The following is an 18280-nucleotide window of genomic DNA, read 5'->3' on the forward strand; positions in this document are numbered from 1 at the left end:
GCAACCTGATCCGCCTGATTCAGCAAAAGCCAAAGGAGTTCAAGCTCGACGGCAGCGACAAGCTGCGGTTCTACCGGGACATGGCCGAGCCGCAACGGCGGCTGCAACAGGTCAACGCGGTTGTTGCGCAGTTGGTCGGCCCGGGATAGAAGGGCTCCCGAGTCGCAACTGACGCGAAGGTGGAGAGCCCATTTTCCACCCGGTCGTTCCGACTATAATGTCGGTTCGCGGTGGCAAGGCGTAGCCTGTTGCATTTGTCTGGAAACCGATTCCCTCAAGCCGAGTCCTGGGGGATGATCTCCGCTGCACCTCTACATCGAGCAGGATCGTCGTTCAGGAGACGTTCGCAATGAAGGCATCGCCGATTTCGGCCCTATCGAGCTTCGCTGCTCTGATGATCTGGACGACAAGCGGCGCCCAAGTTATCCCTGCGTGTTGCGAGTCAACCCGACCGGACATTGAGACCGGAACGATCCAATCCGCGTATCAAGGCACTGCAGTCTTCGCTGGCGCTTTCGATGCGCCAGCAGGTCCCGAAGACCTGCACCAGCGCGCAGCCGATCACGATAACTGGATGCGCGAGCGCCTGATGCCGGCCGGCGGGGTCATGTCCGGGCAGTTCACGGACGACACCTATGCGCAGGTCAAAAGTTACGGTGGCGAGCGGGACCCCGCCATCTGGACCGGTGCCTATTTGGCGGCGCAGGCGCTGCGGCTGCAGGTGACGGGTGCGGCCGATGCGGCCGATCAGCTCGCCGAGACGCTCAGGGTGCTGCATCGATGGTGGCGGATCTCGGGCGATGCGGGCTATCTCGCCCGGTTCGCGGCGCCGGCCGAGAGTCCGGAGGCGGTGTTGGCCACGTTGCCTGCAGAAGATCCAGAGGTGATTCGGGACGTTCCATACGAGGGTGCACTCTGGCACTGGCGTGGCCGCGTCAGTCGCGATCAATACCAGGGCGTGCTGCTCGGCATGTCGCTCGCGTACGAGGCGACATCCGATCCCGGCATTCGTCAGCTCATCCGGGAAGATGTTGCCACCTTCGCCGAGCAGCTCATGCGCCGCGAGCGCAAGCGCGTGAAGGTCATTATCAACGGGTCGAGCAACTTCTCGACCACGCTCGAACTGCAGCATGCGGTCTATACCGACGACGAGACCCCGGACGGAATTCCGATTCTCAACATTCGCACGAGCCCGTTCGAGGCGGAGGGCTCCGGGATGGTGGTGTTCTGGCCGAACCCAGGCGAAATCCTCCGCGAGATCCCAGCTCTGGGCTGGCTGCCCGATGTACTCCTGCCGAGTCAGGCGATCCAGCTTGCCGCGACCTTCCGGGTTGCGCTGCAGGTCACCGCGGGCGTTCCCGGGTACGAGGCGCGTCATGCGGCACTGCTGGCGCATTATGAGGAGCAGGTCGAAACCTGGCTCGACATCGCGACGGGTTGGGAAAACACCAACCAATGCAGCGCCACCTACCACGGGCTCAATATCGCCTTCATGCCGATATACAACTGGGTCAGGCTGGAGGATGACCCGATGCGTCGGGCGCGACTGCAACGCGATGTCCTGAGGGACGCGCTCTGGTCCGCGGTCGAGGACCACAAGAACGTCTTCTTCAGCTTGATTTATGCAGCGCAGGCGGCGCCGGAGGATTCCGTCGAGGCCCTGATCGACGCGCATCTCGCCCAGCTCGCATTGTTCCCGAGCCCACCGCAAACTGCCGAGGCGCTGGATGTGCGCTGGAAGTACCCCGAAGATCCCGAATGTCCTGGGCTGTCGGCTATTGCCACCGATGTCGACGATCGAGCAGGTGCGACCTTCATTTGGGAGCGCCAGCCTTGGAAATTGGTCGATCCGGGAGCGCCCAACGTAGCCTTTGCGGGTGTCGACTATCTCTTGGCTTACTGGCTCGGGCGTCAAGCCGAATTCATCGAAGGGAGTGGACGCCTCACCGTCGTGCAGACGGGTACGGGGCGAGGGACAGTGACGTCGAGTCCTTCGGGTATCGACTGCGGCAACACCTGCGAGGCCGAATTCGATCTTGGATCGGAAATTAGTCTCACTGCCGTGGCGGCACCCGGCTCCGTGTTCACGGGGTGGTCGGGCGACGCATCGTGCCCTTACCTCCATCCGCTGGATCAAGACGCGAGCTGCGTTGCAACCTTCGAGACCCTTCCCGTCGGCGCCACGACCATCAATGCGGCCGTGCTACCCTACGCCCGCGCCATCGGCATCGGCGAGACTGCGACCGCCTACGCCAGTGTCATCAACAGCGGCGACAGCATCGCCACCGGTTGCTCGATCGCCCTGCCGGGCGGCATCCCGGCGAGTTTCGGCTATCAGGCCACCAACACCGGCAATACCGCTACCGGCACGCCCGATACCCCGGTGGACATCGCCCCGGGAGCCACCCAAGGTTTCGTCTTCGCAATCACGCCTTATGGCGCCCTGCGGGCCACCGAGATCGCCCCGGTGTTTGATTGCGCCAATACCGCACCGGCTTCCAGCTACGCCGGTCTCAACACCTTTATCCTCTCGGCGTCATCGAATACGCCGCCCGATCTGCTTGCGGTCGGTGCGACACCGAGCGGCGACGGTGTTGTTCGATTGCCGGGGCGCGAAGGCACCGGCTTTTTTGCCGTGGCGGCGATCAACATCGGCAGCCCAGGGACGGTTACCGCCAGCGTGGACGACGGCGGGCGCGGCCTGCCGTTGAGCCTCCGAGTGTGCGAGACCGATGCTCAAGGCGAGTGGATCGCCTGCGGCAACAGTCTTACCCGCACCATTGCAACGGACGAAACTGCCTACTACACCGTCTTGGTCACCGGCAATGGCCAACGAGTCGCCTTCGATCCAGCCGCGAACCGGCTTTTTTTGCGCCTGCAGACGGCCGGCGTGACCGTCGGCGCGACCAACGTTGCGGTGACGACCCCGTAGCAAAGCACGGGCTGATCCGTCTTGGCTTGGCTGATCACCGCTTCTTCGTCTTCTCGCACTCGGCGCAGATCCCGTAGAGCACGAGCGAGTGATCCTCGATGCGGAAGTTACGCTCCTCGGCGATCTTGGATTGGCGCTCTTCGATGATCGGGTCGCAAAACTCCACGACCTTGCCGCACTTGATGCACACCAGGTGGTCGTGGTGGTCACCGCTATTGAGCTCGAAGACCGACTGCCCGGTCTCGAAGTGGCGACGGCACACCAGCCCCGCCCCCTCGAACTGGGTCAAGACGCGGTAGACGGTCGCAAGCCCGATCTCCTCGCCGTTGTTGAGGAGTTCCTTGTAGACGTCCTCGGCGCTCAGGTGGCGCTTGCCGCAGTTCTCGAGAATGGCGAGGATCGCGACCCGCGGTGCGGTGACCTTGAGACCTGCCTGTTTGATCTGCTCGATTTCCAAATCCCATCTCCCCGTCGAAGGCAGGTTCTGCGCCGTACGCGGGCCTGCCCGATTCGTCTTCTGATTCGTCGCCCCGATGATCGGAGCGGGGCGCTGCTGTATCATGCCTGGGTTCAATGCAAACGCGCTGTTTTCAAGACATGCGAAAGTTGGTTTATATCTCGATTCTCGGCTGCCTGGTCGCACTCGCAACGGCTGGCTGCTCCCGTGACAAAAAGCCCGAGGAGTACCGGGGCTCTGTCCTGGAGGATCTCCCGTTCGTCTACAAGATGACGGTGCAACAAGGCAATATCATCACCGAGGAGATGGTCGATCGCCTGGAGCTCGGGATGAACAAGCGCCAGGTCCAGTTTCTGTTGGGTACGCCCTTGCTCACGGACTTCTTCCAGACCGATCGCTGGGACTACACCTATACCATTCAGCGCGGGCACAAACCCATGGAGGTGCGCTACCTGACCCTGTATTTTCAGGAGGATGATAGCCTTGCGCGTATCGAGGGGGATATTCGCCCGAATCCGGCGCGCGCCGAGGCGAGAGTACCGCAGGAAGTGGTCGTGTCCGTTCCCGATTATCAGGAACGGAAAGGACTGATCAAGCGCGGCCTGGAAACGATCGGCTTGGAGCCGAAGGAGTAGAGGCGGCCCGGTCGGAGAGTCCGGTAGGAGCGCGGTGCGTCCTGCGGACGCTTGACGTTCCCTGATGGGTCGACTCAGGTCCCGGCGCTCGGATCGGTATCTGCGCCGCCCTTACGCATGACTTTGCCCTCCGCTGCACGTCGTTTACGCGCTTCCTTCGGATCGGCAATCAGGGGGCGATAGATCTCGACGCGATCACCGTCCTCCAAGACCTGATCCAATTTGGCCAGTTTTCCGAAAATGCCGACTTGGTTCTCGGCCAGGTCAACCTCGGGGCACCGCGAGAGCACGGCGGATTGCTCGATCGCCTGCCGCACCGTCGTGCCGATGCGCACCTCGAGCGGACGGAGCACTTGGTCGTTCGCACCGACGTAGGCCACGGACACCTTCAAATAGTCAGTCACCGTAGACCTCTTCAGCACGCCGACAAAAGGCGTCCACCAGCGTGTTGGCGATCTGGTGAAAGACCGCTCCGAAGGCCTTGTCGATCAAATGTCCCGAGAACTCGAATTCCAGCTCCAACTCGACCTTGGAGGCATCCTCGCGCAACGGGACGAAACGCCATCCACCAACGAGTTTTCGGAAGGGCCCGTCGAGTAGATCGATGTCCATCCGGCGGTTGCGCTCGAACCGATTGCAGGTACTGAAGGTCTGGCGAATCCCCATGCGTGCGACCTCGATCTGACCGCAGATCTTCTCGTCGGTCTCGGAAATGACGCGAGTCTTCGCGCACCAAGGCAGGAATTTCGGGTAAGAGCCGACATCGTAGACGAGGTCGAACATCTGAGATGCCGAGTAGGGCACCAGCGCACTTTTTCTGACGATAGCCACAGCTAAACCGCGTCCCGAGTGAAAAACCGACGTTTATACAGAGCCTGCCCCCTCGAGGGCATCCAAAGCCGTGTGCGCGACGCGGTTTAGAGAATAAAAAGATCTGAATTCCGTCTCTCGACGAGCATTGATCCAAGCCCCTCCCACCAAGTCCCTCGATCCACGCACATCATCCCACCCGGGCCGGGCCGACTGAAATCGCTCGCAAGTGATCTCCGGTCGATTCACCCCAACCCGATCCACTCGAGCACGCCCAAGGCATTCAGCAGTACGATGCCGACGGCAATGGGTGCGACATAGCGGATCAGCAACCGCCAAAGCCGGTAGGCCGGGCCGTCGTCCATCTGAAGCTCATCCGAGGAGGAGGCCCGCGACAGCATCCAGCCGGCAAAAATCGCGATCAGGACACCGCCCAGCGGCAGCAGGATGTTTGCGGTCAGAAAGTCGAAGAGATCCAGGAACCCCTTGCCGAAGATCTTGACCTCCGACCAGGCGTTCAAAGAGAGTAGACAGGCGATGCCGAGCAGCCAGACGGTGAGACCGCCCAGCACGGATGCGCGCACACGGCTGAAGCTTAGATTCTCGACCAGCCACGCCACGAGAGGCTCCAGAAGGGAGATGGCCGAGGTCCAGGCCGCGAACAGAAGCAGCACGAAGAAAAGGGCACCGAAGAAAGACCCGCCCGGCATGTCGCCGAAGGCGATCGGCAAAGTCTGAAAGATCAGACCGGGGCCGCTGTCCGGGGCCAAACCGTGGGCGAAGACGATAGGGAAGATCGCAAGCCCGGCCAGCAGGGCAACCAGGGTGTCCAGCCCGGCGATGATCATGGTGTTCTGTGCGATCGAGGAGTCGCGTTTCAGGTAGGAGCCATAGATCATGATGGCGCCCATCCCGAGGCTCAGACTGAAGAACGCCTGGCCCATGGCGCTGAGGATCGCCTCGCCCGCCTTGCCTTGAAACTCGGCGAAGTCAGGCTCGAAGAGGTAGGCGACCGCCGTATCGAAATCGCCGGCCTGCATGCCGTAGCCGACCATGACGACGAGGAGCAAGAACAGCGCCGGCATCAGGATGCGCACCGCCTTCTCGAGACCGCCCGCCACACCGCGCGCGACCACCAACACCACCATCACCATAAAGATGGTGTGCCACGCGAGCAGCCGCTCGGCGTCGCCGATCAAGCCCGAGAACATCTCGCCCGCACCTGTGGCATCGATGCCCGTGAACAATCCGCTCGCGGCGCGGAACATATATCCCATGGTCCAGCCCGCGATGACACTGTAGAAGGAGAGGATAAGGAAACCCGCGACGATGCCCATCCAACCCAACAATTGCCACGCGGGCGCTCGGCCCTCCGCGCTGGCAAGGACGCGCATGGTGTTGATGGGACTGCGCCGCCCCCGCCGCCCGAGCATGATCTCCGCCATCATGATCGGAACGCCGATCAGGACGACACAGAGGATGTAAACCAGGACAAAGGCGCCGCCGCCGTATTCACCGGCGGTATAGGGAAAGCGCCAGATGTTGCCGAGACCCACGGCCGATCCGCTCGCGGCCAGGATAAAGGCCAGCCGAGTCGACCACATTCCATGGATAGAATCGGTCGCGCTCAAGACGGCAGCCCAACCGAGGACGGCACAATCTGCGCGCGGACGACATCGGCCAGCCACTCGGCAAGACGTCGGACTTCGCTCGCGTCGACGCCCTCGACCATGACGCGAACCAGCGGCTCGGTCCCGGAAGGACGCAGCAGAACACGCCCCCGGCCCGCGAGTGTCTGCTCCGCAGTCTGGACCGCATCCTGCACGGCGGGCAGCCCGACGATATCGCGCCGGACGTCCAACCGGACGTTGATCAGGAGCTGGGGATAAGGCTCGACCTCGGCACAAATCTCGTGCAAACCCGTGTCGAGACGTTTCAAACCGGCCAGGACCTGCAGAGCGGCAACGATCCCGTCACCCGTGCTCGTGCGGTCGCGACAGATGATATGTCCGGAAGGCTCGCCGCCGAGGATGCCGTCCGACCGCTTGAGATGCTCCATGATGTAACGGTCGCCGACCTTGGCCCGCACGAAGCCGACACCGAGTCGCTGCAGCGCGTGCTCGAAACCCAGGTTGCTCATCAGGGTGCCGACAACCTCGCCGCGCATTGCCCCGTCTGCAAGACGGGCCTTGGTGATGACATACAGCAGCCGATCGCCGTCGATCAGTTGTCCCTTGCCGTCGACCATCAGCACGCGATCGCCATCGCCGTCGAAGGCGATGCCCAGATCGGCCCCTTCCTTTACGACAGCACGGCATAAGGCGTCCGGATGGGTGGAGCCGACATCGCGATTGATGTTGAAACCGTCCGGATCGGTACCGAGGCGCACCACCTCCGCACCGAGTTCTTCGAAAACATAGGGCGCCGTGTTGTAGGTCGCGCCGTTGGCGCAGTCGACGACAATGCGCAAGCCTCTGAAATTCATGCTCGTCGGAACGGTGCTTTTGCAGAACTCGATATAACGCCCGTTGGCGTCGTCGATCCGCTTCACTTTGCCGAGTGCGGCCGAGTCGACCGTGTGCAGGGGTCGCTCGAGCTCGGCCTCGATCGCTTCTTCGACGTCGTCCGGGAGCTTATCGCCGTCGGCCGAGAAGAATTTGATGCCGTTGTCTTGGTAAGGGTTGTGCGAGGCGGTGATGACGATGCCGGCCGAGGCGCGAAAGGTCCGCGTGAGATAGGCGACGCCGGGCGTGGTCATCGGCCCGAGCAGCCGGATGTTCACCCCGGCCGCCACCAAGCCCGCCTCCAACGCCGATTCGAACATGTAGCCCGAGATCCGGGTATCCTTTCCGATGAGGACCTTCCCGCCGTTCCCTTGGCCGAAGACCCGTCCCGCCGCCCAGCCGAGCTTCAGGACGAAATCCGGGGTGATCATTCCCTCCCCGACCCGTCCACGGATCCCGTCCGTCCCGAAATAACGACGTCCCGTCATGTCCGCCTCCTTGTGACTAGTGCTCGCCTGCAGGTCGCCCGATCGTCCCGTCGTCCGGACCGGGCGTGGCGTCGGCTTGGCGCGCGCGATCGGAGCGGCGTCCGGCCGGGCGGCCGCCGGTTTCCTCGTCCTCCCAGTCGCTCGGCGGACGCGGCGGGCGGCCTGACATGATGTCGTTGATCTGCTCGGCGTCGATGGTCTCGTACTTCATCAACGCGGCCGACATGGCGTGAAGCTTGTCCATGTTGGCGGTAAGCAGGCCGCGCGCCCGCTCGTAGTTACGCTCGATGACGTTGCGGATCTCTTCGTCGATGAGATGCGTCGTCTCGTCCGACACGCTCTTGTGCTGGGTGACCGAGTGCCCGAGGAAGACCTCTTGCTCCTCCTCGCTGTAGGTCAGCGGACCCAGCTTGTCGGAAAGGCCCCACTTGGTGACCATGTTGCGCGCGATCTCGGTTGCACGATGGATGTCGTTCTGGGCACCCGTGGTCACACTCTCCGGGCCGAAGATCAACTCCTCGGCCAAGCGTCCACCGAAGAGGCTCGAAATGCTGCTCTCCAGGCGCTGTTTGCTGTAGCTGAAGCGGTCGTCCTCGGGCAGGAAGAGGGTGACGCCCAGCGCCCGACCGCGCGGGATAATACTGACCTTATGCACCGGGTCGTGGTCGGGCACCAGCCGGCCGACGATCGCGTGGCCGGACTCATGATAGGCGGTCAGACGCTTTTCGTCGTCCGACATGACCATGGAGCGACGCTCTGCGCCCATCATGATCTTGTCTTTCGCCTTCTCCATGTCGTCCATGTCGACCATTTTCTTGTTCGACCGTGCGGCAAAGAGTGCAGCTTCGTTGACGAGATTGGCGAGATCCGCACCCGAGAAGCCGGGCGTGCCGCGCGCCAGGACCGACGCCTTCACGTCCTCGGCCGCCGGGATCTTGCGCATGTGCACCTTCAGGATCTGCTCGCGACCGCGCACGTCGGGGAGCGGAACGACCACCTGGCGGTCGAACCGACCCGGACGCAGCAGCGCAGGATCCAGCACGTCCGGGCGGTTGGTCGCCGCGATGACGATGACACCCTCGTTGCCCTCGAAGCCGTCCATTTCGACCAGGAGTTGGTTCAGGGTCTGCTCGCGCTCGTCGTGACCGCCGCCAAGACCGGCGCCGCGATGCCGGCCGACCGCGTCGATCTCGTCGATGAAGATGATGCAGGGCGCGTGCTTCTTGGCCTGCTCGAACATGTCGCGAACGCGCGAGGCACCGACACCGACGAACATCTCGACGAAATCCGAACCCGAGATGGTGAAGAAGGGCACCTTCGCCTCGCCTGCGATCGCGCGGGCGAGCAGGGTCTTACCGGTTCCGGGCGGGCCGACCATGAGGACTCCTTTCGGGATCTTGCCGCCGAGCTTCTGGAACTTGCTCGGATCGCGCAGGAAATCGACCATCTCCGAGACCTCGTCCTTGGCCTCTTCGGCGCCCGCGACATCCTGAAAGGTGACCTTGACCTGATCCTCGGAGAGCATCCGGGCGCGGCTCTTGCCGAAGGACATGGCACCTCGACCGCCGGCACCGCCCTGCATTTGCCGCATGAAGAAGATCCAGATTCCGATCAGGATCAGGAGCGGGAACCAATTGATCAGGACCTGCATCAGAACGGACTGTTTCTCGGGAGGCGCTGCCTTGATCACGACGTCGTGATTCAAGAGGTCGCCGACGAGTCCGTCGTCGCCCGGGCTGAAGGTGGTGAACCTTTGTCCGGAGCCGCTGATCCCCTCGATCGTACGGCCCTGGATGGTCACCTCCTTGACCTCGCCGCCCCGGACCTGCTCGATGAAGTCGGAATAGGTCAGGGTCCGCGGGGTCGTCGGCGCGGTGGTGAAATTATTGAAGACGGACATCAGCACGACGGCGATGACCACCCAAAGAAGTATGTTTTTCGCCATGTCATTCACGGCTTGCTTGCCCCTGCTGATGGTGGACCGACGCGATGGTGTCGAGGTCGAACGATCGAAATTAGCACCGACGCCTCAACGATGAAAGCCTTTGGCGACCAAGTAGAGCTCACGGCTCTGGGATCGCGATGATTTGGGCTTACGACTGACCACTTTTGAGAAATTCCGTCGCAGCTCGGTCAGGATGTCGTCGAAACCCGTTCCTTGGAAGACTTTGACGACCAGAGACCCGCCGGGTTGCAAACGCGACCGCGCAAGATCCAAGGCTAATTCTACAAGGTACATCGAACGCGGCTGATCCACGACGGTCATGCCCGTTATATTGGGGGCCATATCCGAGAGCACCAGATCGAGGGACTCGCCGCCCAAGGTCGCGCAGAGTTGTTCGAGCATCTCGGGCTCGCGAAAGTCACCCTGCATGACGACGACTCCGGAGAGCGGATCCATCGGCAACAGATCGAGCGCAACGACACTGCCGCGCCCACCGACGAGGCGCGCGGCGATCTGGGACCAACTCCCCGGCGCGGCACCCAGATCCAGCACCCGCATCCCCGGGCGGAAGATCCGATCCTTCTCCTGAATCTCGAGCAACTTGTAGGCGGCACGCGAACGATACCCCTCGCGCTGTGCGCGCTTGACGTAGGGATCGCTGTGCTGCCGATCCAGCCACTTCCGACTCGAGGCGGTTTTAGCCATATGGTTAGAGATCGTGCACCCAGGAAAATCGGAAGAGCTCGAGCAGCATGCCGGCGAGCGCGCCGCCGAACAGCCCCCCGAGGATGGCCATCGGGATACGATCATGCATGGCCGCGCTTGCGGATTGCCACAACCCTGCATCGAAGTCGATGAGAGGACCGATCATCATCCAAACGCTGCCTGCCGCCACACCTGCCAGCGTCGCCATCACCAAGGACTCGATGATGTAGCAGGGCCGTGACTCGCAATGCAATCGATGCGACACCGACAGCCACCAGCGCACGGTCGACACATAGAGTACCCCGTTGACGCTGACAAGAAAGGCCAGCACTGCAAACGAGGAGAACGGGTTCGGATGGAATGGCTCGACCAACGCCAAAAAGCCGCCGCAGATCGCGCCGGTCGCCAGGCCGGCCATGGTTTTTCCCGGCACATGTCTCGAACAACGCGTCGGGAAGCTCACGGTTAGGCCGACCAGACCTGCAACGGCGGCCGCCACCAAAACAACTTGAAAGACCGCGATCTGCTCGGCAAAGAGCATCAGCACGAGGACGCCGACCAAGACACCGATGCCCGTCGCGATCAGGGCCACCTCACGCGCACCATAGAGCGCAGCACCCACCGCACCCGCCAGGGCTGCGGCAGCGATGTAGGTCCCGTGGCCGAAGCCGAGGCCCTGGAACAATTCGGCGAGACCGGAGAACAAGGGCGCATAGATCATCCCGATCAGACCCCAGACGATGCCGCGCAAAAGCGCCATGCGCCAGCTCGGTGCCGAGGTGTCGCGGGAACGGATCGAGGCGCCGAAGGTTTGGGCAATCTCGGAGCTCGAGGAGGATGGGTGTTGGGAGAAGGTCATGAGGATCACCGGAGAACGTCTGGGAAAGATTGCGTTCTCGAAATCAAAGCAAAAATCGAACCTAAACCGCGCCCGGCGCGGTATGCGTAGTTTGTTGGATTCGCTTGGCCGCGCCGGCTCCAACGACCGTTGGAGCCGGCGCGGTTTAAAAGATTGAAAAATTTTAAACTTTAAATCGCGTCCCACCGAGATCGAGGACATCTCCGAAGCCAAATGCAATATGAAAATGACGCATGTCGCTCTGGACGCGGTTTAGAAGCAGACGAATCGGACGATCAAGAGGGAGCGCATTTGTCGGGGACGAGGCGAGCGCGGGGACTTCTGGCGTTCCAAAGGTTGAGCGATGCAACGAGAAACGGGGCCAAACGGCCCCGTTTCGGACGATCCGAGGCGACTGATCGACGCGATCAGCCGGCCTTCAGGGTCCAGGACGCGCACCAGCCGTTGACGTTGATCAACTTGCCGGGGAACAGGCTGCAGCCGTGCCACTCTTCGGTCGCACCGGCGACGTCGGGGAGGTGGAACTGACAGTTTGCGCAGTGCTGCTCATCGACCGGCAGACCCGGACGGGCGGCAGCCGCACGGTCGGACTGGGTCGCGTCGTGGTTGTATTTGAGCGCAACCGCGGTGGGATCGTTCGCAGCGACTGCGTTCGCAGGCACCTCGGCGCGCGCGGTGCCGAAGCCGACCAAATTGATAACCGGGATCGCGGCAGCGGTCCCCAGCATCACCTTGACAGCGTCGCGACGGCTCGTGCTCATTGGCTTATCGGACATGTTTGTCAACTCCTTCGAGTAATTCATTGTGGTGACATCGACACCCCCGGCTCGACCGGAAGCTGTCGCGCATTGTGCTACATTGGTCCGAAAAACGCGAGTGGAAGGCCACGCTCGGTCACGGCGGTTTAGTCGAGATACGTCCCCGCACCAAGGTAGCGGGCCTGCCAGTAAGGCGTTGCGAGCCGATCGAGCCGGACTTGTCGGCGCGATGTCGAGGCGTGGACAAAGCGTTCGTCGTCTACCATCAGCCCGACGTGATGCTCTCCCGGCGCGATCCGAAAGAAGACGATATCGCCGGGACGAGGCTGACGGCCGGGAACCGGTTTCGCAGTACGCAGTTGCTCGGTCGAGACCCGCGGGATCTGCACGCCGGCAACGTGGTGCGCGTAATAGGTGAGCCCGCTGCAGTCGAGCCCTTCGCCAGGGCTGTTCCCCCCGTAGACGTAGGGCGTTCCGACTTGGGATAACCCGGCCAGCACGACGTCTGCGCGCGGCCCTTCGAGGCCGTCGCCGCGCTGGGTGGCGCAGCCCGACAGGATCCCGGACACCAAGAGGATGCAGACGAAGCCGTCTTGCCATAGCCTCATAATCGACACTCGATATATTTCGCAATCAGCTGTAAAAGAAACTTTTAGACCGCCAACCGAACGGTGTCAAGTGAGCTTCGCTGCCCATCGCGGCTGCCCCTTGCCGCGTCCGCGCGGCTATTCTGCGGCGGTTACGCTGTCCGGCTCGATAACCGCCCCTCCCGCGTGCGCGCGGCGCGATTGCGCGAGCAGGGGCGAGTGCCGAGGCATAACCGCGCGCCGAACCGACGAAGACACGGCATAATCGCACTGCGGCTGCGCACCGAAGGCCGCGCCGCAACCGACCCGAAGAGCGGCGCCTCGGTGCATCGGCAACTCGCGGAGAACAGGCAGCGAACCGCGGACGGCTCGATCGGATTCGCACACGACTCAGCCCAGCGAACAAGGAACCAAACGATGCGAATCTTCGACGTTCTAGCCGTTCTGATCGGAATCTCGGCGCTCTTCAGTTGGCTGAACGATCGCTACCTCAAGCTGCCGAACACCATCGGATTGATGCTGATCGCCCTGGTGTTTTCACTCGTGCTCTTGCTGCCGTTCCCGTTCGCCCGGGAGCTGGAGCACGAGGTTCAACGCATGCTGGCCAGTATCGATTTCAGCGAGGCACTGCTGCAGGGGATGTTGGGCTTCTTGCTCTTCGCCGGCGCACTCCACGTCGACCTGCGCGAGCTCGCCAGACACAAGTGGGCGATTGCGATCCTCGCCTCGGCAAGCGTTCTCGGTGCGACCGTCCTGATCGGCTGCGGAAGTTGGCTCCTGTTCTTCGCACTCGGGATCGACATTCCGCTCATCTACTGCATGCTCCTGGGTGCGCTCATCTCGCCTACCGACCCGGTCGCGGTGCTCGGCATCCTGAAGAACGCAAATGCCCCGAAAGCCCTGGAGATGAAGATCACCGGCGAATCGCTCTTCAACGACGGGGTCGCGGTCGTGGTTTTCATGCTGCTGGCAGGTCTCGCTGCGGGCGAGACAACCCCGGCGTTCGGCGACGCGTTGATGCTCTTCACCACCGAGATCGTCGGAGGGATCGCGTTCGGCTTCTTCGTCGGCTGGATCGCTCTCTACATGATCAGCAAGACGGCCAACTATCAGGTCGAGATCATGGTGACCCTCGCGCTGGCCATGAGCGGCTATGCCATCGCCGAGCACGCACATGTGTCGGCACCGATCGCCATCGTGGTCGCCGGCCTCATCATCGGCAGCCGGGGCCGCGCCGTCGCCGTGACCGAGGCCACCCGGTATCGATTGGACGACTTCTGGGAGTTGGTGGACGAGATCCTCAACGCCGTCCTGTTCGTGATCATCGGTTTGGAGGTCCTGGCGATCAGCATGACCGGGCAATTCATGCTGGCCGGTCTCTTCGCGATCCCGTTGGTGCTCGCCGCACGCCTCGTCAGTGTCGGCCTGCCCTTCCAACTGCTGCGCCGCCATCGCAAGTTCGAGCCCGGATTCCTTTCGATCCTGACCTGGGGCGGTTTGCGCGGCGGGATCTCGGTCGCACTGGCGCTGTCGTTGCCGGAGGGCGAGCCTCGCGATCTGATCCTGAGCGTGACCTATATCATCGTGGTCTTCTCCGTGCTGGTGCAGGGCCTGACCCTGGGACCCTTGGTCCGCCGCGTGGCGGCGAGGTCCGAGAGGATAAAACACCCGTGAACGCCGGGCATGGACGACGCGGCGGTGCGCGCGCCTCGCACGAGCTTTCGACCATCGACCGCAAGCCCCCGCCGGGGGCGGCGGACCGTCCGACCCGAAAACAACGCGCAACTTGCTGGAGTATCGAGATATGAGCGAAACCAAGCACTGCCGGTTATTGATCCTGGGATCCGGCCCCGCCGGCTACACGGCGGCCGTCTACGCCGCTCGCGCCAACCTGAGCCCGGTCCTGGTCACGGGCCTGGAACAAGGCGGCCAGTTGATGACAACGACGGACGTGGACAATTGGGCGGGCGACCCGGACGGCGTTCAGGGACCGGATCTGATGGAGCGGATGCGGCGCCATGCCGAGCGCTTCGAGACCGAGATCATCTTCGACCACGTCAACGCGGTCGATCTCGGGACGCGCCCCTTCAAGCTGACCGGCGACTCGGCCGTCTACAGCTGCGATGCACTCATCATCGCCACGGGTGCGAGCGCCATGTATCTCGGCCTGCCCTCGGAGGAGGCCTTCCGCGGTCGCGGCGTCTCGGCCTGCGCTACTTGCGACGGCTTTTTTTATCGCAACCAAAAGGTCGCCGTCATCGGCGGCGGCAACACCGCGGTCGAGGAAGCCCTCTATCTGTCGAACATCGCCTCCGAGGTGATCCTGGTGCATCGACGCGACGCCCTTCGCGCGGAGAAAATCCTGCAGAAGCATCTGTTCGAAAAGGCCGAGCACGGCAATGTCAAGATCGCCTGGAACCACACTCTCGAGGAGATCCTCGGCGACGCGACCGGCGTGACCGGGATGCGCATCAAGAGCACCTTGGACGGATCCACACAGGATATCGATCTGCAAGGCGTCTTCATCGCCATCGGGCACAAGCCCAACACGCAGATCTTCGACGGGCAGCTCGAGATGGCCGGCGGCTACATCAAGGTCCACAGCGGCATCGACGGCAATGCGACGGCCACATCGGTGCCGGGCGTCTTTGCGGCGGGCGATGTGATGGACCATGTTTATCGTCAGGCGATCACCTCCGCAGGCACCGGATGCATGGCCGCGTTGGATGCCGAAAAATATCTGGACGCCTTGGCGGCCGGGGGTCAATAGCGGCTCGACGCACCTGATGCCTTGGGCACCGATCGGGCGCCCTTATGTGGCTGATACCGGCCCGGCCTTCCGATCGATGCCCATGTACAAACTGACGACCCACTCGGCAATTGCCGACATTCACGCGGATGACTGGAACCGGCTCGTCGGCGATGACAGCCCCTTCCTGCGCCATGAGTTCCTCGATGCCATGGAGCGTCACGGCTGCGTCGGCGAATCCCTCGGGTGGTTGCCGCGGCATCTCGCGCTGCACGACTCGGCGGGGCATCTGGTCGCCGCCGCGCCCTGCTATTTGAAGTTCAACTCATACGGAGAGTTCGTCTTCGACTGGAGTTGGGCGGACGCCTATCGGCGCAAGGGGTTGCGGTACTATCCGAAGCTGGTGATCGCGTCCCCCTACACGCCCGCGACGGGACCGCGGCTCCTGACCGGGGATTCACCCGCGCGACGAGAGTACGCACGCGCACTGGTTCAGGGCGCGATCCGGGTGGCCGAAGAGGCGGGAGTTTCCTCGATGCATTGGCTCTTCACGGCGGACGACGAGCAGGCGTTGCTCGAGGATCAGGGCCTGCTCAGACGCGTCGGCTGTCAGTTTCACTGGCACAACCGGGGCTACGGCTCGTTCGAGGATTATCTCGGAACCTTCACGGCCGAGAAGCGCAAGAAGGTCAAGCGCGAACGGCGCCGCGTCGTCGAATCCGGCGTACGGATTCGACGCATTCCGGGCAACGCAGTCACGGAGGCCGAATGGGCCACCTTCCATCGGCTCTATTGCGACACCTTCGACAAGCGCGGCGGGATCCCCACCTTCTCGCTGCCCTTCTTCCAAGCCATCGGCGAGACGATGGGCGAGAGTCTCCTGCTGGTGCTGGCCGAATACGGCCGCGACATCGTCGCCGCCGCCTTCGATCTGGTCGGCGCACGCTCGCTCTACGGTCGTCATTGGGGATGTTTTCAGGACTTCCACAGCCTGCATTTCGAGGCCTGCTACTATCAGGGTCTGGACTATTGCATCGAGCAGGGTTTGACCCGCTTCGAGCCGGGCGCGCAAGGCGAGCACAAGGTCAGTCGCGGCTTCCTGCCGACCCCGACCTGGTCGGCTCATTGGATCGCCGACCCGGCCTTCCGCGACGCCATCGCGCGCTTCGTGACCCTCGAGGCGGAGGGCATGGACGACTACATCGCCGAGATGCAGGCCCACAGTCCCTACCGCCGAGACAGCAGCGCTTCGACCGTCTCGGCACCGGCGGGACGCGATTCAGAATGATCCCGCGACTTGATCCGCACGACAGGTCCGCATTCCCGGATGTTCGCCAGGCCCTGCGCGAGCCCAACGGACTGCTGGCGTTCGGCGGCGATCTGTCCCCGGAGCGCCTCGAAAGCGCCTACAGATGCGGCATCTTTCCCTGGTTCAGCGAGGGCGACCCCATCCTGTGGTGGTCCCCGGACCCGCGCACCGTACTCTTTCCGCAATCCTTGAAGATACCGCGCAGCCTGCGCAAACGCCTGCGCAAGCAGACCTTCAGGGTCACCATGGATCGCGACTTCGGCGCGGTCATTCGCGGCTGCGCGGCACCGCGAGACGGCCACGGCGGCACCTGGATCCTCCCGGAGATGGTGATGGCGTACGAAACACTGCATCGCCGGGGGATCGCGCATTCGGTCGAGGTTTGGCAGGACGGCGAGCTCGTCGGCGGACTTTACGGGGTCGCCGTCGGAGGCGCATTCTTCGGGGAGTCCATGTTCAGCCGGGCGACCGACGCCTCTAAGGTCGCACTCGTACATCTGTGCGAGCGCCTGACGCGGTGGGGATTCGGTCTGATCGACTGTCAAATGCGCACCGAGCATCTGATCCGTTTGGGCGCCGTGGAGATCTCTCGCGACGAGCTGGTATGTTGCTTGAATCGCCTTTGCCGGGTGCCCGCTCCGGCAACGACCGGTCGGCACTGGGACGACGGACGCGAGCACTTCCCCCTTTTCGACGGCAACGCGGAGACACTATGAATGCCGCGGACGGCCCCCTTGCCGGGCGCCATCTTGCCCTCTATCTGACCGGTGAGCACGCCTGCTCCTACCTGCCCGGACGGCGGGCGCGGACCCTTTTCGTGGACCCTACGGCCCATATCGACGGGTCGACCTACCAGGCCCTGGTCGATCAAGGGTTCCGCCGCAGCGGCGCACATGTTTACCGGCCGGCCTGTCGCGGCTGTGCGGCCTGCGTGCCGGTACGCGTGCCGGTTGCGGATTTCGTCCCGGACCGCTCGCAACGTCGCAACTGGCGCCGCAACTCATCCGAGTTGAGCCTCCTCGACACCGCGGCCGCCTTCAAGCCGAGCCATTTCGAGCTCTATAGACGCTACCTGAGGGAGCGTCATCCGGAAGGCGGTATGGCGGACGATGCCTCCGAAGGGAGCTACCGCCGCTTTCTGGTCGAGCGCTGGGGCGGCTCGACCCGGTTCATCGAGATGAGGCTCGGCGAGCGATTGGTCGGCGTGGCCGTGACGGACGTCCTCGAGCAGGGGCTCTCCGCCGTCTATACCTTCTTCGACCCGACGCTCTCGGAGCGCTCGCCGGGGACCTTCGCCATCCTGGCGCAGATCGAAGCGGCTCGACGCATCGCAGCGCCCTATCTCTATCTGGGCTATTGGCTTCGAGACTCGCCGAAGATGCGGTATAAAGAACGTTTTCGCCCGATCGAGGCGTGGGACGGCCACAAGTGGCTGAGGTTCGATCGCTCGCGACCCTTGGATCTCGGTTAAACCGCGCCCGGTGCGATATGCGTCATTTGTTGGAATGGCTTGGCCGCGCCAGCCCCGACGACTGTCGGAGC

The 18280-nt window shown here is 63.1% G+C and carries 17 protein-coding genes; 7 read left to right on the forward strand and 10 right to left on the reverse strand.

Features of this window, described 5'->3' with window-relative positions:
• Positions 1 to 574 precede the first annotated feature (574 nt).
• On the forward strand, positions 575 to 2932 hold the full coding sequence (locus GPT33_RS09575; protein ID WP_296807961.1) for a hypothetical protein: 2358 nt from the start codon (positions 575 to 577) through the stop codon (positions 2930 to 2932).
• Positions 2933 to 2966: 34 nt separating this feature from the next.
• Here GPT33_RS09575 and fur read toward each other — a convergent pair whose 3' ends face one another.
• Positions 2967 to 3389 (reverse strand): ferric iron uptake transcriptional regulator, encoded by a 423-nt coding sequence (gene fur, locus GPT33_RS09580; protein ID WP_296807964.1) that lies wholly within the window; start codon positions 3387 to 3389, stop codon positions 2967 to 2969.
• Between the two features lie 140 nt (positions 3390 to 3529).
• Here fur and GPT33_RS09585 point away from each other — a divergent pair, with 140 nt between their 5' ends.
• A complete protein-coding gene (locus GPT33_RS09585) occupies positions 3530 to 4024 on the forward strand; it encodes an outer membrane protein assembly factor BamE (protein ID WP_296807967.1) in 495 nt (164 codons plus the stop codon).
• Positions 4025 to 4098: 74 nt separating this feature from the next.
• Here GPT33_RS09585 and GPT33_RS09590 read toward each other — a convergent pair whose 3' ends face one another.
• The 9 genes from GPT33_RS09590 to GPT33_RS09630 all read right to left on the reverse strand — a co-directional run bounded on the left by GPT33_RS09590 (position 4099) and on the right by GPT33_RS09630 (position 12701).
• Positions 4099 to 4428 carry an RnfH family protein gene (locus GPT33_RS09590; protein ID WP_296807969.1) on the reverse strand — a complete coding sequence of 110 codons (330 nt, stop codon included), beginning with the start codon at positions 4426 to 4428 and terminating at the stop codon, positions 4099 to 4101.
• Positions 4421 to 4855 (reverse strand): type II toxin-antitoxin system RatA family toxin, encoded by a 435-nt coding sequence (locus tag GPT33_RS09595; protein WP_296807972.1) that lies wholly within the window; start codon positions 4853 to 4855, stop codon positions 4421 to 4423. The genes GPT33_RS09590 and GPT33_RS09595 overlap by 8 nt, the downstream gene beginning before the upstream one ends.
• Before the next feature lie 224 nt (positions 4856 to 5079).
• Positions 5080 to 6465, reverse strand: a complete 1386-nt coding sequence (locus tag GPT33_RS09600) for a sodium-dependent transporter (protein ID WP_296807977.1) — start codon at positions 6463 to 6465, stop codon at positions 5080 to 5082.
• Positions 6462 to 7826, reverse strand: coding sequence for a phosphoglucosamine mutase (gene glmM / locus GPT33_RS09605; protein WP_296807979.1), 1365 nt, complete (start codon positions 7824 to 7826; stop codon positions 6462 to 6464). The genes GPT33_RS09600 and glmM overlap by 4 nt, the downstream gene beginning before the upstream one ends.
• Positions 7827 to 7842: 16 nt before the next feature.
• Positions 7843 to 9771, reverse strand: a complete 1929-nt coding sequence (gene ftsH, locus GPT33_RS09610) for an ATP-dependent zinc metalloprotease FtsH (protein ID WP_296807982.1) — start codon at positions 9769 to 9771, stop codon at positions 7843 to 7845.
• An 84-nt stretch (positions 9772 to 9855) separates the two neighbouring features.
• Positions 9856 to 10476 (reverse strand): 23S rRNA (uridine(2552)-2'-O)-methyltransferase RlmE, encoded by a 621-nt coding sequence (rlmE, locus tag GPT33_RS09615; protein ID WP_296807985.1) that lies wholly within the window; start codon positions 10474 to 10476, stop codon positions 9856 to 9858.
• 4 nt (positions 10477 to 10480) lie between these two features.
• A complete protein-coding gene (locus tag GPT33_RS09620; RefSeq protein WP_296807987.1) occupies positions 10481 to 11335 on the reverse strand; it encodes a hypothetical protein in 855 nt (284 codons plus the stop codon).
• 407 nt (positions 11336 to 11742) lie between these two features.
• The gene (locus GPT33_RS09625; RefSeq protein ID WP_296807989.1) at positions 11743 to 12111 is read right to left on the reverse strand and encodes a high-potential iron-sulfur protein; all 369 of its coding nucleotides are present in this window, start codon (positions 12109 to 12111) and stop codon (positions 11743 to 11745) included.
• A 128-nt stretch (positions 12112 to 12239) separates the two neighbouring features.
• Complete coding sequence (locus GPT33_RS09630; protein ID WP_296807992.1) at positions 12240 to 12701, reverse strand: C40 family peptidase; 462 nt, start codon at positions 12699 to 12701, stop codon at positions 12240 to 12242.
• Between the two features lie 396 nt (positions 12702 to 13097).
• Between GPT33_RS09630 and GPT33_RS09635 the strand changes: the two genes are divergently transcribed.
• From GPT33_RS09635 to GPT33_RS09655, 5 genes are all read left to right on the forward strand, one after another.
• Complete coding sequence (locus GPT33_RS09635; RefSeq protein ID WP_296807995.1) at positions 13098 to 14354, forward strand: sodium:proton antiporter; 1257 nt, start codon at positions 13098 to 13100, stop codon at positions 14352 to 14354.
• A 130-nt stretch (positions 14355 to 14484) separates the two neighbouring features.
• Positions 14485 to 15450: a thioredoxin-disulfide reductase gene (trxB, locus tag GPT33_RS09640; protein WP_296807998.1), complete on the forward strand. Its 966-nt coding sequence runs from the start codon at positions 14485 to 14487 to the stop codon at positions 15448 to 15450.
• Positions 15451 to 15532: 82 nt separating this feature from the next.
• A complete protein-coding gene (locus tag GPT33_RS09645) occupies positions 15533 to 16717 on the forward strand; it encodes a GNAT family N-acetyltransferase (RefSeq protein ID WP_296808001.1) in 1185 nt (394 codons plus the stop codon).
• Positions 16714 to 17454: a leucyl/phenylalanyl-tRNA--protein transferase gene (gene aat, locus GPT33_RS09650; RefSeq protein WP_296808005.1), complete on the forward strand. Its 741-nt coding sequence runs from the start codon at positions 16714 to 16716 to the stop codon at positions 17452 to 17454. Before GPT33_RS09645 ends, aat begins: the two co-directional genes overlap by 4 nt.
• Entirely contained in the window at positions 17451 to 18209 is a 759-nt protein-coding gene (locus GPT33_RS09655) for an arginyltransferase (protein WP_296808008.1), read from the forward strand. The genes aat and GPT33_RS09655 overlap by 4 nt, the downstream gene beginning before the upstream one ends.
• Positions 18210 to 18280: the final 71 nt, after the last annotated feature.

This window comes from Thiocapsa sp. (assembly GCF_011390875.1).
In the GTDB taxonomy this organism is placed as follows: Bacteria; Pseudomonadota; Gammaproteobacteria; order Chromatiales; family Chromatiaceae; genus Thiocapsa.

Excerpts from the sequence above, each read along its gene's own strand:
- GPT33_RS09575 (WP_296807961.1), top strand. The coding sequence starts at position 575 with ATGCGCGAGCGCCTGATGCCGGCCGGCGGGGTCATGTCCGGGCAGTTC.
- GPT33_RS09585 (WP_296807967.1), top strand. The coding sequence starts at position 3,530 with ATGCGAAAGTTGGTTTATATCTCGATTCTCGGCTGCCTGGTCGCACTC.
- glmM (WP_296807979.1), bottom strand. The coding sequence starts at position 7,826 with ATGACGGGACGTCGTTATTTCGGGACGGACGGGATCCGTGGACGGGTC.
- ftsH (WP_296807982.1), bottom strand. The coding sequence starts at position 9,771 with ATGGCGAAAAACATACTTCTTTGGGTGGTCATCGCCGTCGTGCTGATG.
- rlmE (WP_296807985.1), bottom strand. The coding sequence starts at position 10,476 with ATGGCTAAAACCGCCTCGAGTCGGAAGTGGCTGGATCGGCAGCACAGC.
- GPT33_RS09620 (WP_296807987.1), bottom strand. The coding sequence starts at position 11,335 with ATGACCTTCTCCCAACACCCATCCTCCTCGAGCTCCGAGATTGCCCAA.
- GPT33_RS09625 (WP_296807989.1), bottom strand. The coding sequence starts at position 12,111 with ATGTCCGATAAGCCAATGAGCACGAGCCGTCGCGACGCTGTCAAGGTG.
- GPT33_RS09630 (WP_296807992.1), bottom strand. The coding sequence starts at position 12,701 with ATGAGGCTATGGCAAGACGGCTTCGTCTGCATCCTCTTGGTGTCCGGG.
- GPT33_RS09635 (WP_296807995.1), top strand. The coding sequence starts at position 13,098 with ATGCGAATCTTCGACGTTCTAGCCGTTCTGATCGGAATCTCGGCGCTC.
- trxB (WP_296807998.1), top strand. The coding sequence starts at position 14,485 with ATGAGCGAAACCAAGCACTGCCGGTTATTGATCCTGGGATCCGGCCCC.
- GPT33_RS09645 (WP_296808001.1), top strand. The coding sequence starts at position 15,533 with ATGTACAAACTGACGACCCACTCGGCAATTGCCGACATTCACGCGGAT.
- aat (WP_296808005.1), top strand. The coding sequence starts at position 16,714 with ATGATCCCGCGACTTGATCCGCACGACAGGTCCGCATTCCCGGATGTT.
- GPT33_RS09655 (WP_296808008.1), top strand. The coding sequence starts at position 17,451 with ATGAATGCCGCGGACGGCCCCCTTGCCGGGCGCCATCTTGCCCTCTAT.